13 protein-coding genes are annotated in these 15,618 nt (G+C 68.0%); 6 read left to right on the plus strand and 7 right to left on the minus strand.

The window, feature by feature from the left end; translation table 11 throughout:
- Nucleotides 1-7: 7 nt before the first annotated feature.
- Genes A9W95_RS14960 through A9W95_RS14970 form a run of 3 tightly spaced genes read left to right on the plus strand, consistent with a single transcriptional unit; the run spans nt 8 to nt 3,533 of the window.
- A complete protein-coding gene (locus A9W95_RS14960; protein WP_067414057.1) occupies nt 8-1,135 on the plus strand; it encodes a GuaB3 family IMP dehydrogenase-related protein in 1,128 nt (375 codons plus the stop codon).
- Nucleotides 1,136-1,179: 44 nt separating this feature from the next.
- Nucleotides 1,180-2,931, plus strand: a complete 1,752-nt coding sequence (locus A9W95_RS14965) for a GMC oxidoreductase (RefSeq protein ID WP_067414058.1) — start codon at nt 1,180-1,182, stop codon at nt 2,929-2,931.
- Between the two features lie 26 nt (nt 2,932-2,957).
- On the plus strand, nt 2,958-3,533 hold the full coding sequence (locus A9W95_RS14970) for a TetR/AcrR family transcriptional regulator (RefSeq protein WP_067414060.1): 576 nt from the start codon (nt 2,958-2,960) through the stop codon (nt 3,531-3,533).
- Nucleotides 3,534-3,634: 101 nt separating this feature from the next.
- Here A9W95_RS14970 and A9W95_RS14975 read toward each other — a convergent pair whose 3' ends face one another.
- Both A9W95_RS14975 and A9W95_RS14980 read right to left on the minus strand, forming a co-directional pair.
- Nucleotides 3,635-6,007 carry a glycoside hydrolase family 65 protein gene (locus A9W95_RS14975; protein ID WP_067414062.1) on the minus strand — a complete coding sequence of 791 codons (2,373 nt, stop codon included), beginning with the start codon at nt 6,005-6,007 and terminating at the stop codon, nt 3,635-3,637.
- Nucleotides 6,004-6,744: a beta-phosphoglucomutase family hydrolase gene (locus A9W95_RS14980; RefSeq protein ID WP_067414064.1), complete on the minus strand. Its 741-nt coding sequence runs from the start codon at nt 6,742-6,744 to the stop codon at nt 6,004-6,006. Before A9W95_RS14980 ends, A9W95_RS14975 begins: the two co-directional genes overlap by 4 nt.
- A gap of 101 nt (nt 6,745-6,845) precedes the next feature.
- Here A9W95_RS14980 and guaA point away from each other — a divergent pair, with 101 nt between their 5' ends.
- Entirely contained in the window at nt 6,846-8,405 is a 1,560-nt protein-coding gene (guaA, locus tag A9W95_RS14985; protein ID WP_067414067.1) for a glutamine-hydrolyzing GMP synthase, read from the plus strand.
- Between the two features lie 9 nt (nt 8,406-8,414).
- Here the strand turns inward: guaA and A9W95_RS14990 are convergent, their stop codons facing one another.
- The gene (locus A9W95_RS14990) at nt 8,415-8,999 is read right to left on the minus strand and encodes a hypothetical protein (RefSeq protein WP_253851665.1); all 585 of its coding nucleotides are present in this window, start codon (nt 8,997-8,999) and stop codon (nt 8,415-8,417) included.
- Nucleotides 9,000-9,167: 168 nt separating this feature from the next.
- On the opposite strand from A9W95_RS14990, the gene A9W95_RS14995 reads away from it, so the two are divergent.
- Together A9W95_RS14995 and A9W95_RS15000 are read left to right on the plus strand one after the other, a co-directional pair.
- A complete protein-coding gene (locus tag A9W95_RS14995) occupies nt 9,168-9,839 on the plus strand; it encodes a hypothetical protein (RefSeq protein ID WP_067414072.1) in 672 nt (223 codons plus the stop codon).
- A 2-nt stretch (nt 9,840-9,841) separates the two neighbouring features.
- Nucleotides 9,842-11,410, plus strand: coding sequence for a DNA polymerase Y family protein (locus tag A9W95_RS15000; RefSeq protein WP_156746217.1), 1,569 nt, complete (start codon nt 9,842-9,844; stop codon nt 11,408-11,410).
- Here the strand turns inward: A9W95_RS15000 and A9W95_RS15005 are convergent.
- The 4 genes from A9W95_RS15005 to A9W95_RS15020 all read right to left on the minus strand — a co-directional run.
- Entirely contained in the window at nt 11,401-12,579 is a 1,179-nt protein-coding gene (locus A9W95_RS15005; RefSeq protein ID WP_067414075.1) for an alpha-hydroxy-acid oxidizing protein, read from the minus strand. The genes A9W95_RS15000 and A9W95_RS15005 overlap by 10 nt on opposite strands.
- 40 nt (nt 12,580-12,619) lie before the next feature.
- Nucleotides 12,620-13,345: a 2OG-Fe dioxygenase family protein gene (locus A9W95_RS15010; RefSeq protein WP_067414078.1), complete on the minus strand. Its 726-nt coding sequence runs from the start codon at nt 13,343-13,345 to the stop codon at nt 12,620-12,622.
- A gap of 47 nt (nt 13,346-13,392) precedes the next feature.
- Nucleotides 13,393-14,352, minus strand: coding sequence for a nucleoside hydrolase (locus tag A9W95_RS15015; RefSeq protein ID WP_156746218.1), 960 nt, complete (start codon nt 14,350-14,352; stop codon nt 13,393-13,395).
- 64 nt (nt 14,353-14,416) lie between these two features.
- The coding region (locus A9W95_RS15020; protein WP_082983111.1) for an SDR family oxidoreductase at nt 14,417-15,618 on the minus strand (1,202 nt) is incomplete at its 5' end.

Genomic DNA, 15,618 nt, shown 5'->3' on the forward strand with positions numbered 1-15,618 from the left:
GGCGACCATGGTTGAAATCGGCATGGGCCGAACCGCCCGCCGCACATACGAACTCAGCGAAGTCAGCATTGTGCCCTCGCGGCGCACCCGCTCCTCGCAGGACGTGTCCACCGCCTGGCAACTCGACGCCTACCGGTTCGAGATTCCGGTGCTCGCCCATCCCACCGATGCCCTGGTGTCGCCGGAGTTCGCCATCGAGTTGGGCCGCCTGGGCGGCCTGGCCGTACTCAACGGCGAGGGGCTGATCGGCAGGCACGCCGACGTGGAAGCCAAGATCGCCCAACTCGTCGAGGCCGCCAGCAAGGAGCCCGAACCGTCGGCGGCCATCCGGCTGCTGCAGGAACTGCACGCGGCGCCGCTGAACCCCGAGCTGCTGGGAGCGGCGGTGGCCCGCATCCGCGAAGCCGGCGTCATCACCGCGGTGCGGGTCAGCCCGCAAAACGCCCAGGCGCTGACCCCGGTGCTGGTGGCGGCCGGCATCGACCTGCTGGTGATCCAGGGCACCATCGTCTCCGCCGAGCGGGTGGCCAGCGACGGGGAGCCGCTGAACCTCAAGACCTTCATCGCCGAACTGGACGTGCCCGTGGTCGCCGGCGGCGTCATCGACCACCGCACCGCCCTGCACCTGATGCGCACCGGCGCCGCCGGCGTCATCGTCGGCTACGGCTCCACCCGCGGGGTGACCACCAGCGACGAGGTGCTGGGCATCAGCGTGCCGATGGCCACCGCCATCGCCGACGCCGCCGCCGCCCGTCGCGAATACCTCGACGAGACCGGCGGACGCTACGTGCACGTGCTGGCCGACGGCGACATCCACACCTCCGGCGAACTGGCCAAGGCCATCGCCTGCGGCGCGGACGCGGTGGTGCTGGGCACCCCGCTGGCCGAAGCCGCTGAGGCGCTCGGCGAAGGCTGGTTCTGGCCGGCCGCGGCCGCCCACCCGTCGTTGCCCCGCGGGGCGTTGCTGCAGATTGCCGTGGGGGAGCGCCCGCCGCTGGAGCGCGTCCTCAACGGCCCCTCAGACGACCCGTTCGGCGGCCTGAATCTGGTCGGTGGACTGCGGCGATCCATGGCCAAGGCCGGCTACTGCGACCTCAAGGAATTCCAGAAGGTCGGGCTCACGGTAGGCAGCTAGGGGTTGCTGTTTGAATCCGGTGTAAAGCCGGTCATACTGCTGCCATGCAGCCTGATTATGACGTTCTGATCATCGGTTCGGGGTTCGGCGGCAGTGTCAGCGCACTGCGTCTGACCGAAAAGGGCTACCGCGTCGGAATCTTGGAGGCTGGCAAGCGGTACGCCGACTCGGAGTTCGCCAAGACGTCGTGGGAGCTGCGCAAGTTCCTGTGGGCGCCCAAGTTGGGGTGCTACGGCATCCAGCGCATCCACCCGCTGAAGAACGTCATGATCCTGGCCGGCGCCGGAGTCGGTGGCGGGTCGCTCAACTACGCCAACACCTTGTATGTGCCGACCGACCCGTTCTTCAACGACCCGCAGTGGCGCGACATCACCGACTGGCGTTCTGAGCTGATGCCGCATTACGAGCAGGCGCAGCGGATGCTCGGCGTCGTCTACAACCCGACGTTCACCGACGCCGACCGCATCGTCAAAGAGGTCGCCGACGAAATGGGCTGCGGCGACACCTTCGTGCCGACCCCGGTCGGGGTGTTCTTCGGCCCGGACGGAACCAAGACGCCAGGCAAGACGGTGCCCGACCCTTACTTCGGCGGCGCGGGCCCGGACCGCACCGGCTGCCTGGAATGCGGCAGTTGCATGACCGGCTGCCGCTACGGCGCCAAGAACACGCTGCTGAAGAACTATCTGGCGTTGGCGGAATCGGCTGGCGCCGAGGTCATCCCGATGACCACGGTCAAGACTTTCCAGCAGCGCTCCGACGGGCTGTGGGAGGTGCACACGGTCCGCACCGGCAGCTGGTTACGCCGCGACCGGCGCACCTTCACCGCCAACCACCTGATCTTGGCCGCCGGCACCTGGGGCACCCAGCACCTGCTGTTCAACATGCGCGACAAGGGCAAGCTGCCGCGGCTGTCCAAGCGGCTGGGCATGCTGACCCGCACCAACTCCGAGTCCATCGTCGGTGCCGCCCGGTTGAAGGTCTCCCCGGACCTGGACCTGACCCACGGTGTGGCGATCACGTCGTCGATCCACCCGACGTCGGACACCCACGTCGAACCCGTCCGCTACGGCAAGGGCTCCAACGCGATGGGGCTGCTGCAGACGTTGATGACCGACGGCTCCGGACCGGAAGGCACCGACGTGCCGCGCTGGCGGCAGCTGATCCAGCTGGCCCGCGAGGATCCCAAGGGCATCATCCGGCTGCTCAACACCCGCCAGTGGAGCGAGCGCACGATGATCGCGCTGGTGATGCAGAATCTGGACAACTCGATCACCACGTTCACCAAGCGCGGCAAACTCGGCATCCGTTGGTATACGAGCAAACAGGGCCACGGCGAGCCCAACCCCTCGTGGATCCCGGTGGGCAACGAGGTCACCCGGCGCATCGCCAAGAAGATCGACGGCGTGGCCGGTGGCACGTGGGGTGAACTGTTCAACATCCCGCTGACCGCCCACTTCCTCGGCGGCGCGGTGATCGGCGACAGCGACGAGACCGGCGTCATCGACCCCTATCACCGGGTCTACGGTTACCCGACCATGTATGTGGTTGACGGCGCGGCTATTTCGGCGAACCTGGGGGTGAACCCGTCGCTGTCCATCTCCGCCCAGGCCGAGCGGGCCGCGTCGTTGTGGCCCAACAAGGGGGAGGCCGACCTACGTCCGCAGCAGGGCGAGGGATACCGCCGGCTCGACCCGATCGAGCCCCAGCACCCGGTGGTGCCCCCGGACGCACCCGGCGCACTGCGGTGGCGGCTACATCCCGACCAGATCCTGCCCAGCGCCGACGCGGCCAGCTAGCCGGCGCGCTCGGCTAATGTAGACGGGTGACTACAAAGTCGGCCACCATTGCCCAGGGCGGGATTCCCACCGGGCGCGAAGAGGTGGCCGCCGCGGTCCTGGAGGCCGCCGCCGACCTGTTCGCCGAGCGCGGCCCCGCCGCCACCTCCATCCGGGACATCGCCGCCCGGTCAAAGGTCAATCACGGCCTGGTGTTTCGGCACTTCGGCGCCAAGGAGCAGTTGGTGGGTGCGGTGCTGGATCACCTCGGCGCCAAGCTCACCGGACTGCTGCACTCCGGCGCGGCACCCGAGGTGCTGGACCAGGCCATGGACCGGCAGATGCGGGTGTGGGCCAGGACGCTGCTGGACGGCTATCCGGCCGAGCAGCTACAGACCCGGTTCCCCAACGTCGCCGAGCTGCTGGAGCAGGTGCGCTCGCGGCACTCCGACGACGCCACCGCGCGCTTGGCCGTCGCCAACGCCCTTGCGCTGCAACTGGGTTGGCGACTGTTTCAGCCGATGTTGCGCTCGGCGACCGGTCTGGACGCGCTGGGCGACGAAGAGCTGCGCCAAGCGGTCATCGCCGAGGCGACGCGGATGATGGAGCCCCCTGCCCGGTGACGCCGAGTGTGCACCGGCGGCTCTGACAGAGCGGCCAGGGCGCGCATCAGCCGTGAACAGCGCCGCGTGCTCACACTGGACGCCCAGGGGTCACTCTCGCGTCAGGTTTTCACCGGGCGCGTGAGGGTCTTGCGCCGCAACGGCTCTCGGCCGGGCGGCTGCGGCGGCGGCGGCAGCATCGCCTCACGCTTGTGTACGTCGAACGTCGTCGGTGACTCCGTGCACAGTGTGACCTCTTCGCCGGCGTGCCGGATGGTCAACTCGCCGTCGGGGCCATCGCGCAAGGTGTAGGTGACCTCGTCATGGTTGGCGTCGATGGTCACCCGAAAATCACGCCAGCGCAGCCGGAACCGCAGCCGCGAGATGCCGTCGGGCAGTTGCGGATCCAGCGACAGAATGCCCTCGTCGTCGCGGAGCCTGCCGAAGCCTTCCACCAACGCGATCCACGCCCCGGCCAGCGAGGCCATGTGCAGGCCGTCGCGGGTGTTGTGATGCAGGTCCCGCAGGTCGATCAAGGCGGCCTCGTATGCGTAGTCGTGGGCTAGTTCCAGGTGACCCACTTCGGCGCACATCACCGCCTGACTGCAGGCCGACAACGACGAGTCGCGCACCATGCGGCGCTCGTAATAGTCGACGTTGCGGGCCTTCTGTTCGGCCGTGAACGCGTGGCTCTGCCATTGCATGGCCAGCACCAGGTCGGCCTGCTTGATTACCTGAGCCGGATAAAGCTTGACGTACGGCTCGTGCAATAGCAGCGGATAGTCGGTGTTGTTTTCGAAGTCCCATTCGGCGAGCGTGGTGAATCCCTCGCACTGCTCGTGGACCCCCAGGTCCTCGTCGTACGGGATGTTCGCGGCGTCGGCGGCATCCCGCCAAGACGCCATCTCCTCGGTATCGACGTTCAACCCGGCCGCGGCGTCCGGATCGCGTGCGCAGGCGTCGGCGGCCGTGCGCAGATTGTGCGCGGCCATCAGGTTGGTGAACACGTTGTCCCGCACGATCGCGGTGTACTCGTCGGGGCCGGTGACCCCGTCGAGGTGCCACACTCCGTGGCGGTCATGGTGGCCCAGTGCCATCCACAGCCGGGCGGTCTCGATGAGAACGGCCAACCCGCATTCTTTCTCCAGCGAGTTGTCGCCGGTCACGGTGCGGTAGCGCTGAAACGCCATAGTGATGTCGGCGTTGATGTGCCAGGCCGCCGTGCCGGCCGGCCAGTAGGCCGAGCATTCCTGACCGCGGATCGTTCGCCACGGGAACGCCGCTCCTGCCAGACCCAGTTCGGCGGCTCGCTCCCTGGCCAGGTCCAATGTCGAGGCCCGCCACCGCAGCGCGTCGGCGACCGCGTGCGGAAGGGTGTAGGTGAGCACCGGCAGCACATAACCTTCGGTGTCCCAGAAGGCGTGCCCGTCGTAACCGGTGCCGGTGAGTCCCTTGCTGGGGATGGCGCGGCGTTCGGCGCGCGCGCTGGCTTGCACCAGATGGAACAGCCCGAACCGCACCGCCTGCTGTGACTCCGGGTCGCCTTCGACCTCGACGTCGGCGTTCTCCCAGAAGTCGTCGAGGTAGGCCCGTTGCGCGTCGAGCAGTCCTTGCCACCCGCTGTAGCACGCACTGTGCAGAGCGGCCGCGGCCTGATCCCGCAACGCCGGCCGGGACCGCAGGCTGGACCAGCCGTAGGCGAGGTATTTGACGATGCGCAGCTTCTGGCCGGGTCGCAGCCCGCAGATCACCGTGGTGCGGGCCAGGTCGTCGCGTGCGTCGGTGCTGACTTCGACGCGTCCGGGCACGTCGATCTCGTGGTCCATCGCGGCGGCCATCATCAGCGAACTGTTGCGAGTGCGGTGCATGAGCAGCGCTCGACAACCGTCACCTTCGTGGTCCACGGCTTCCAGCGGGTTTTCCAGGATGGCCGACACTCGAGGGTCGTCGGAGGTGTCCGGTTGGTCCTCGTTGGCGACGAGTTCGGACTGTACGGTGACGCGGACGAAGTCGTCGATCGCCTCGACGACGTATTCGATCGCCGCGACGCTGCGCTGGGCCAGCGACACCAAGCGCGTGGAGGTCACTTTGACCTGGTTGCCGGACGGGGAGCACCAGTGTGCGACGCGGGTCAGGGTGCCGGCGCGCAGATCGAGCGTCCGTTCGTGGTCGATCAACTTGCCATAGCGGACGTCGAACGGTTCGTCTCCGACCAGCAACCGGATGATTTTGCCGTTGGTCACGTCGACGACGGTTTGGCCGGCCTCAGGATACCCGTAGCCGGCCTCGGCGTAGGGCAGCGGCCGAATCTCGTAGAACGAGTTCAAGTAGGTGCCCGGCAGGCCGTACGGCTCACCTTCATCGAGGTTGCCGCGTAGGCCGATGTGGCCGTTGGACAATGCGAACAGCGACTCGGATTGCGACAACACATTCAGGTTGAGTTTGGTTTCCCGGATCTGCCAGGGCTCTACGGGATAGGTGTCTTCGGAGATCACGATTGCAGCAACTCGGCGAGATCGGAGACCACCACGTCGGCGCCGTGACTGCGCAGTTCGTCGGCCTGGCCTACCCGGTCGACGCCCACCACGACGCCGAAGTTACCGGCCCGCCCCGCTTCTACGCCAGACAATGCGTCTTCGAACACGGCCGCGGCGTCCGGTTCGACACCCAGCAGTTCGGCCGCCCGCAGGAACGAATCGGGTGCGGGTTTGCCTTCGATGTGTTCTTCGCGCAGCGTCACCCCGTCCACCCGCTCCTGGACGAACCGATCCAACCCGGTGACTTTCAGCACCTCGCCGGTGTTGGCGCTGGACGACACCACCGCGACGGCCAGTCCGGCCTCCTTGACCGCCTCCAGGTAGCGCCGGGATCCGTCGAACACCTTGACCCCGTCGTCGTGCAGGACCTTCTGGAACATGTCGTTTTTGCGGTTGCCCAGGCCGTAGATGGTTTCCTGGTCGCCGGAGTCGTCCGGGTCCCCGTCGGGCAGTTCGATGCCGCGGCTTTCCAGAAACGACCGGACGCCGTCCTCGCGTTTCTTGCCGTCGACGTACTCGCGGTAATCCTGGTCCGGGTCGAAGGGCACGAACTCCTCGCCGTTTTGCTCGGCGCGCTGCTTCAAAAAGTCGTCGAACATGTTCTGCCAGGCCTTGGTGTGAACGCTGGCAGTGTCGGTCAGCACCCCGTCCAGGTCGAACAGACAAGCGTGCACCTTTTCGGGCAGACCTAGCACGGTGGACCTCTTTCTCTCAGATGGTTCCGGCTCTACAGTTCACCATGCCCGTTCGGGCGCAGGGGGCAAACCTGTTCGGCGCCAGCCACTAGACTCGGTCCGTGGAATCAGCCTCCCCGCGGCCGGTGTTGGTGGTCGACTTCGGTGCGCAGTACGCGCAATTGATCGCCCGCCGGGTGCGCGAGGCGCGGGTGTTTTCCGAGGTCGTTCCGCACACCGCCACCGTGGCTGAGATCAAGGCGCACAACCCGGTCGCGGTGGTGCTCTCCGGCGGGCCGGCCAGCGTCTACACCGAAGGCGCCCCTCAACTGGACCCGGCGCTGTTCGACTTGGGTGTGCCGGTGTTCGGCATCTGCTACGGGTTTCAGGCCATGGCGCAGGCCCTGGGCGGCACCGTCGCCCGGACCGGTACCCGCGAATACGGCCGTACCGAGTTGAAAGTCCTTGGCGGCGAGCTGCATTCGGGTCTGCCGGACACCCAGCCGGTGTGGATGAGTCACGGCGACGCGGTTACCGCCGCGCCGGAGGGTTTCGAGGTGGTAGCCAGCAGCGCCGGCGCCCCGGTAGCCGGGTTCGAGGCGGCGAGCCGCCGTCTGGCCGGCGTGCAATACCACCCGGAGGTCATGCACACCCCGCACGGACAGCAGGTGCTGAGCCGGTTTCTGCACGACTTCGCCGGGATTGACGCGCAGTGGACGCCGGCCAACATCGCCAGCGCGCTGGTCGAGCAGGTACGCGCCCAAATCGGTGACGGGCATGCGATCTGCGGGTTGTCCGGTGGGGTGGACTCGGCGGTGGCCGCGGCGCTGGTGCAGCGCGCCATCGGGGACCGGTTGACGTGTGTGTTCGTCGACCACGGGTTGTTGCGCGCCGGTGAGCGCGCGCAGGTGGAACGCGACTTCGTGGCCGCCACCGGGGCCAATCTGGTCACCGTCGACGCGGCGAAGACCTTTCTCGACGCGCTGTCGGGGGTGACCAATCCCGAGGGCAAACGCAAGATCATCGGTCGGCAGTTCATCCGGGCGTTCGAGGGTGCGGTCCGAGATGTGGTGGGCGACAGCGGTTCCGAGGTCGAATTTCTAGTGCAGGGGACGCTGTATCCGGACGTGGTGGAATCGGGCGGGGGCAGTGGCACCGCGAACATCAAGAGTCATCACAACGTCGGCGGGTTGCCGGACGACCTGAAGTTCATTCTCGTGGAACCGCTGCGGCTGTTGTTCAAGGACGAGGTGCGCGCGGTCGGGCGGGAGCTGGGACTGCCGGAGGAAATCGTTGGGCGCCAACCGTTTCCGGGCCCGGGCCTGGGCATCCGGATCGTCGGCGAGGTCACCGCGGCGCGGTTGGAGACCCTGCGGCACGCGGATTCGATCGCGCGCGAGGAGCTGACCGCGGCCGGGCAGGACAAGCAGATCTGGCAGTGCCCGGTGGTGTTGCTGGCCGACGTTCGCTCGGTCGGGGTGCAGGGCGACGGCCGCACCTACGGTCACCCGATCGTGCTGCGTCCGGTGTCCAGCGAGGACGCCATGACCGCCGACTGGACCCGGGTGCCCTACGAGGTGCTCGAACGCATCTCGACCCGGATCACCAACGAGGTCCCCGAGGTCAATCGGGTGGTGCTGGATATCACCAGCAAGCCGCCCGGCACCATCGAGTGGGAATAGCCCTGAGCGTCAGACGAATTCGCGCTTGCCGTAGGCGATAGCGGGGGAGTTGCCGCCGGCGGCGGCGATAAGGCGGCGAGCCAGGTCCAGGTCGTCGTCGGCGGCCACCAGGATTAGGGTGTGATCGCCGGTGGTGACCGATCCGCCCAGGAGTCGGTGTTGTGCGGTGGCGTCGGCGGCGAAGGCGGCGCGAAAGCGCGCCAGATCCACGTCGGGCACGGTGAGAATGGCCGCATCGGCCTCCGGTGCCTGCGGAGACAGGTAAACGAAAGTCAGCACCGCTTGCTGATGGAACTGATCGCGCACCGCCGCGGCGGCGGTATGCAGGGTGGACTTGTCGTCGACGCACAGGTGGAACTCGCGCGAGCGCTCCGTGCTGATCTGGTGCGACTGGTCCGACCAGAACACGCCGTCGACCAACGTCGATCCCGACACCGCCGCGCCGGTGCGGGTGAGCGTCGCGTCGGCTTCCCACTCGAACACCGTCAAGTCGTCGGCCGGGGGATCGGCCGCGGGGAGTGCGGCGGTGTCGTCGGTGGCGAACAGTTCCGCCGGTTGACATTCATCGGCAGCGAGGGCCGGAACCGACGCCACAAGGCTCCCAGAACACAGCATCAGCAACATCAGTAACGGGTTCATCCGCGACCGCACCAGGCAGCCTCTCACGTGTCTTGACGCTTGTCGGAGGGCAGGTGTTTACTCGAATCAGTCGAACATACATTCGAAAATAGTCGGGCAATCGGTGGGACGGGGAGGCTGGTCATGACTGCGGCTTTCGCCTCCGGGCCACACCAGGAAAATCGTACTGAACAGCTGAAACTGCTCCGCAAGCAGATGGCGGCGGTGTCCGAGCGGATGTCCGGAAAGACGTCCGCGGTTCCCGTCACTCCCGCCCACGAGTTGTTGCCGGAGTCGTCGGCGGTAGGGCCGGTGCAATTGCCGCGCGGATCGGTCGCGGTGCTATCGGGAGCAAAGTCACTGATGTTGCAGATGGTGGCTGCTGTGACGGCGGACGGAGGCAATGCCGCAATCGTCGGTCAGCCTTCCCTCGGACTCTTGGCGGCTGCGGAGATGGGGGCGGATCTGAGCCGGATCGCGGTGATACCGGATCCCGGAACGGATCCGGTGGAGGTGGCCGCGGTGCTCGTCGACGGCATGGATCTGGTGGTGCTCGGTCTGGGCGGGCGGCGGGTGACGCACACGCGGGCGCGGGCGGTGGTGGCCCGGGCGCGTCATAAAGGTTGCACCCTGCTGATCACCGACGGCGATTGGGAAGGGGCGCCGACGCGGCTGGAGGCCCGGGTCTGCGGTTATGAGATCACCGCGGGCAACCGCGGCGCACCCACTCCCGGATTCGGGCGGATCAGTGGGGTGCGGCTGCAGATCAGCGGCTGTGCGGGAGGACGCCCGCTCGGCCGGGCCCGGACCGGATAAGTGTGATGGCACCTTCTCGGGTGTTGGCGATCTGGTGCATGGACTGGCCCGCGGTCGCGGCGGCCGCGGCCGCGGACCAGCCGCCGACGGCTCCGATCGCGGTCACCTTGGCCAACCGGGTGATCGCCTGCTCGGCGACGGCGCGCGCGGCCGGCGTACGACGCGGGTTGCGCCGCCGGGAGGCGGCGGCCCGGTGTCCACACCTGCACGTCGCACCCGCTGACGCCGACCGCGACGCCCGTTTCTTCGAAAGGGTGATTGCCGCCGTCGACGATCTGGTGCCGCGCGCCGAGGTGTTGCGCCCCGGACTGTTGGTGTTGCCGGTGCGCGGGGCGGCCCGCTTCTTCGGCTCCGAGCAACAGGCGGCCGAGCGGTTGATCGACGCGGTGGCCGCCGCGGGCGCCGAATGTCAGGTGGGGATCGCCGACCAGTTGTCCACCGCGGTTTTCGCCGCGCGGGCCGGCCGGGTCGTGGAGCCAGGGCAGGACGCACGGTTTCTGGCACTGCTGTCGATCCGCCAGCTCGCCACCGAGCCCAGTCTGTCCGGCCCGGGGCGAGAAGAGCTGACGGATTTGTTGTGGCGGATGGGGATTCGCACCATCGGCCAGTTCGCGGCGCTGGCCCGCACCGATGTGGCGTCCCGGTTCGGCGCCGACGCGGTGACGGCGCACCGATTCGCCTGCGGTGAACCCGAACGGCCCCCGTCCGGGCGGGAGCCGCCGCCGGACCTCGAAGCGGTGCTGGACTGTGATCCGCCGATCGACCGGGTCGACGCCGCCGCGTTCGCCGGTCGCTCGCTGGCGGCCGCCCTGCACCAGGAATTGCTGGCCGCCGGAGTGGGCTGCACTCGGTTGGCCATTCACGCCGTCACCGCCAGCGGCGACGAGCTGAGCCGGGTGTGGCGCTGTGCCGAGCCGTTGACCGAGGACGCCACCGCCGACCGGGTGCGCTGGCAACTCGACGGGTGGTTGAGCAATCGGATCGCCAGCGGCCGGCCCCTCGATGCGCCGGTGACATTGCTGCGTCTGCAGGCGGTGGAGGTGGTCTCCGCCGAGGCGTTGCAGTTGCCGTTATGGGGTGGGCTCGGGGAGGAGGACCGGTTGCGGGCCCGGCGCGCGCTGGTGCGGGTGCAGGGCCTGCTCGGCCCGGAGGCGGTGCAGGTGCCGGTGTTGTCCGGCGGCCGGGGACCGGCCGAACGCATCACCTTGACTCCGCTGGGTGACGAACCGGTGCCGCATGCCGACCCCACGCAGCCGTGGCCCGGCCAACTGCCCGATCCCGCACCGGCGGTGCTGCTCGACGACCCAGTGGATTTGCTTGACGCGCAAGGAGACCCGGTACGGGTGACCAGTCGGGGCCTGTTTTCCGCCGACCCGGCGCGGATGACCGTGCGGGGGCGCAACGAGCCGCTGCGCTGGTGGGCCGGCCCGTGGTCGGTCGACGAGCGGTGGTGGGATCCCGACCTGGGGAAGGGGCGCACCGCGCGGGCTCAAGTGCTGCTGGAAAGCGAGCGTGCCTTGCTGCTGTGTTATCGCCAGCGCCGCTGGTATCTGGAGGGAAGTTATGAATAGATACGGGCGTCGACGTATTCCACCCGCTGTAGCGCTTCGGGCGTCAGCTCTTTCAGCGACGCATATCCGTCGACCGCCAGGATCAGGTCTGCTTCGGCCAGCAGCGAGCGCAGCACATGTTCCACCCCGTCCACACCGCCGAGTGCCAGGCCGTAGGCGTAGGGGCGGCCGATCCCCACCGCGGTGGCTCCCAGCGCCAGCGCCTTGATGATGTCAGCGCCGCTGCGCACCCCCGAGTCGAACAGCACCGGCATTCCGTCGGCGGCCTCGACCACGCCAGGTAGGCAGTCCAGGGTCGGCAACCCGCCATTGGCTTGCCGGCCGCCGTGGTTGGAACAGTAAATGCCGTCCACGCCAAGGTCTTTGGCGCGCCGCACATCGTCGGGGTGACAGATGCCTTTAACCATCAGCGGCAGCTGCGTTTCGGAACGCAGCCACTCGACGTCTGTCCACCGGACCGGGCCGCCGAAGATCGGCAGCTTGCGCACCGCCGCTTCGGTGGCGTCTTCACCCGGTTGCAGACCGGCGCGGAACACCGGATCGGAGGTGTAGTTGCTCAAGCAGCCGCTGGGCACCTGCGGATAGTTGCCCCCGCTCAGGTCGCGGGGCCGCCACCCGGTCACCCAGGTGTCGAGGGTGACCGCGATGCCTTTGAAGCCGGCCGCTTCGGCGCGGTGTACCAGACTGGCCGCCATCTCACGATCCGGCGGTGTGTATAGCTGGAAAAAGCCTGGGGTGGTACCGAGTTCGGGGGCAACCTCTTCCATCGGGTCGGAGGTCAACGTGCCGACGAAGAAGGGCACTCCGGTGCGCGCCGACGCGCTTGCCACGGCCAAGTCGCCGTGCCCGTCTTGGGCGCACACGCCGATGACCCCGATGGGCGCCATGAAGATCGGCGAGGGCAGCTTGATGCCGAACAGGTCGATGGACATGTCCCGCTCAGCGGGGGCAATTCCCATGCGCGGGAACAACCCCCACCGTTTGAAGGCCTCGATGTTAGCTCGTTGGGTGTGTTCATCCCCGGCGCCGCCGGCGACATATCCCAGCACTTTGGGCGGCATCGCGGCGGCGGCCTTGGCCTCCAGGTCGGCGAAGTTGATCGGGAACTGCGGCTGACGGCCGGCCTGCCCTTGTCGGTACAGCTCGGTCTGATAATCGGCGAATGGCATAGCCCGCCGCGTACCCGACGCGTGGGGTGCCAAACGGCTCTTACCCAGACGCGAAGGTAACTACCAGGACGTCACGCACGGCCGGAGCCGCCGGATCGATAGGACGGACCGGTGACACCCCATGCATGGTGCGCCGATCATCGCCCAGCATGCAGGTCCCGGGCTCGGCCAGGGTGGCCGTCAGCAGCCGGCGCCCGTTGAGGTCACACACCAGGCTTTCCCCGCCGGTCGCATTGCACCGATTGATCAACAGGGAGCTGACCAGCGTGACCCCGTCGCGATGCAACCCCTCCGGGGTGGGCAGGCCTTGACCGTCGGCCGACGACAACACGCGGAACGGATGCACTTTGACGGTCCACTCCTCCACCTCGTCCAGGGTCTCCGCCAGTCCGCCCAGCAGCTCGAGCCACCGATGCAGTAACGGCTCGTTCGCGAACGCCTCGGTCAGCGGCTCGAATCGGCGGTCGCGGCCGATGTACAGCGGGTTGGAGTCCTGCGGCTGCACGAACGACAGATTGGCCACCGGCGTGAAGGTTCCGTTGCGGAACGAGTAATGGCCGTAGCGGCGCAGCCGCTGAATGCCCAGCTCGGCGGCATACGGGTCGGGCGCCAACTCTTCCCAATGACGGCTGAACTCGGTCCACGCGGCGTCATCCACCGCCAGGCTGCGCATCGAATCGAGCGGGTGCATCAGGTAGACGCCGGTCGTGGTGAGCAGCCGAGCAGCCGAGGCCACCGGGTCGGCGTCGCGCCGTCTTTCGCGCATACTCCTCACCTGGCCCGAATACCTCGGACACCTGTTGTTAAACCGCGCTATGAAGAATCCGCCCGTACCGTCCGCGCGAACCGTCCGACCCGGTCGATGTACCGGTCGAAGAACACCGCCGAGTCCACGCCAATGCCGATCTCCGCGTTGGATTCCGGGGTTCCCGACCAGTCGGCGACCGTCCGGCCGCGCGGGTCGCTCAGCGTGACGGTCACCGTCGCGGTGCGGGTCGACACCAACTCCGGGTCGAGTGCCACCGCGGCCGCCAGTGGGTCGTGCAGATATGCCAGGTAGCCGTATCCACGGTCGCCGTGCGACTCGAAGTAGCATCGCAGCGCATCCTCGACGAAGTCGGTCAACACCGACCGGCCCATGGCCGACGCCAACCGGTCGAGGATGGCCGGGGTCATCGCGACCTGACGGGTCAAGTCCAGTCCGCACAGAACGGGAAGGCGCTGTTGTCCGGTCCAGGCGGCGAGGACTTCGCTGGCCGCCTCGGGATCGACGCGAATGTTCCACTCGGCGGCCGAGTCGACGTGCTCGTCGAAGGTGCCGCCCATGATGACCAGTCGCCGCAGCAACGTCGGCAACGCCGGTTCGGCGCGCACCGCCAGGGCCAGGTTGGTCAACGGGCCGGTGACCACCCCGGTCAGTGCGCCGGGATGCGCGCGCGCCGCGGCTATCCACGCGGCGGTGGCGTCGTGGTCGGTGAGCCGGCGCTCGGTGGGTGGCAAGGTGGCGTGGCCTAAACCGGTGGGGCCGTGCACACTTGCCCGCTGCGACCAGTGCCCGCGCAGCGGCTGATCGGCGCCCTTGGACACCGGAATGTCCGGGGCGCGGCACACCTCGAGCAGGCCGAGGTTGTTCGCGCACACCTGATCCACCGGGATGTTGCCGCCGGTCGACGCGATGCCGACCACGTCGGCACTAGCCAGCAGGTAGATCAACGCCAGCGCGTCATCGATGCCGGTGTCGACGTCTGCGAAAACGGCGGTCACCGCGGCCACGATACGCACCGCCGTGCTTGGTCCGACACCGGTTACATCGACGAGTCGACCCGCAACTAGCGGGTCACCAGTACACCCCGGGCACCAACCGGGCCAGCCGTTTGACCGGTCGCGGCACACTCACGCGCGCCGCGGCGACGCGGGCCGGTCGGTTGGGTCGACGACGCGTGGGCCGGGTGGTTCCCGAAGCCGAAAGACCCCGCGCGGCAGCGGAATCGGGGTAGCCCAAGTACAGCTGATGCAGGATTCGGCGAGAGGTGCGGGGGGCGAAGTAGTGACCGACTTGGGCCAGCGTTCCCAACGGGGTGTCGATGCGCGCCGGTTTTTCGACCAGTGACCGCACCACCATTGCCGCAGCGCGCTCGGGGCTGATGGCGGGCACCGGGTTGAGCCGCTGAGACGGCACGATCATCGGCGTCTTCACCAGGGGCATATGGATGTTGGTGAACGTGATGTGGTCCGAGAGCGTCTCGGAGGCAACCACTTCGGCGAACGCGTCCAACGCGGCCTTGGTCGGCAGGTACGAGCTGTACTGCGGGTTGCGGGCCTGCACACCGGCGCTGGACACGTTGACCACATGGCCGAACCGGCGCTCCCGCCAATGGGGCAGCAACGCCAACACCATGCGCACCGCGCCGAAGTAGTTGACTGCCATGACCCGTTCGTAGTCGTGCAGCCGGTCGGTCGCGTGGACCACCGAGCGGCGGATCGACCGGCCGGCATTGTTCACCAGGTAGTCGACGTGGTCGAAGCGGCCCAGGATGTCTTTGACGGTGTGCTCCACCGACGACGAATCGGTGACGTCGCAGGTGAAAGCGTAGGCCTGCCCGCCCTTCGCGCGGATCTCGGCGACCAGTTCGTCGAGCGCATCGGCGTTGCGGGCCAACGCGAAAACCGTCGCACCCCGCTCGGCGATGGCCAACGCCGACGCCCGGCCGATACCACTGGACGCACCGGTGATGACGACGTGCCGGCCCACGAGCGGCCCTTGTGGATCGCCGCGCCGCGCACGGTCGGGATCGAGGTGCTCCGCCCAGTAGCGCCACAGCTTGGGCGCGTACGTCTTGAACTCGGGTACCTCGATACCGGTGCCGCGCAACGCCGTTCGGGTCCGGTCGGAGACGAACGTGGGCGCCAGGTCCACCACGTCGAAAACCTCTGCTGGAATGCCTAATTGGGTGGCCGCCATGTTGCGCAGCACCTTCGCCCGGCCGCTCACCTTCAACACCGGCGCGGCCACCGACCTCGGCAGTGATCCGCGTAGCG

Origin of the sequence: Mycobacterium sp. 1423905.2 (assembly GCF_001673155.1) — a bacterium.
Classification (GTDB): domain Bacteria; phylum Actinomycetota; class Actinomycetes; order Mycobacteriales; family Mycobacteriaceae; genus Mycobacterium.

Coding starts and splice junctions, on each gene's coding strand:
- A9W95_RS14995 (WP_067414072.1), top strand. CDS start 9,168: ATGACTGCGGCTTTCGCCTCCGGGCCACACCAGGAAAATCGTACTGAA.
- A9W95_RS14960 (WP_067414057.1), top strand. CDS start 8: ATGGTTGAAATCGGCATGGGCCGAACCGCCCGCCGCACATACGAACTC.
- A9W95_RS15005 (WP_067414075.1), bottom strand. CDS start 12,579: ATGCCATTCGCCGATTATCAGACCGAGCTGTACCGACAAGGGCAGGCC.
- A9W95_RS15010 (WP_067414078.1), bottom strand. CDS start 13,345: ATGCGCGAAAGACGGCGCGACGCCGACCCGGTGGCCTCGGCTGCTCGG.
- A9W95_RS14965 (WP_067414058.1), top strand. CDS start 1,180: ATGCAGCCTGATTATGACGTTCTGATCATCGGTTCGGGGTTCGGCGGC.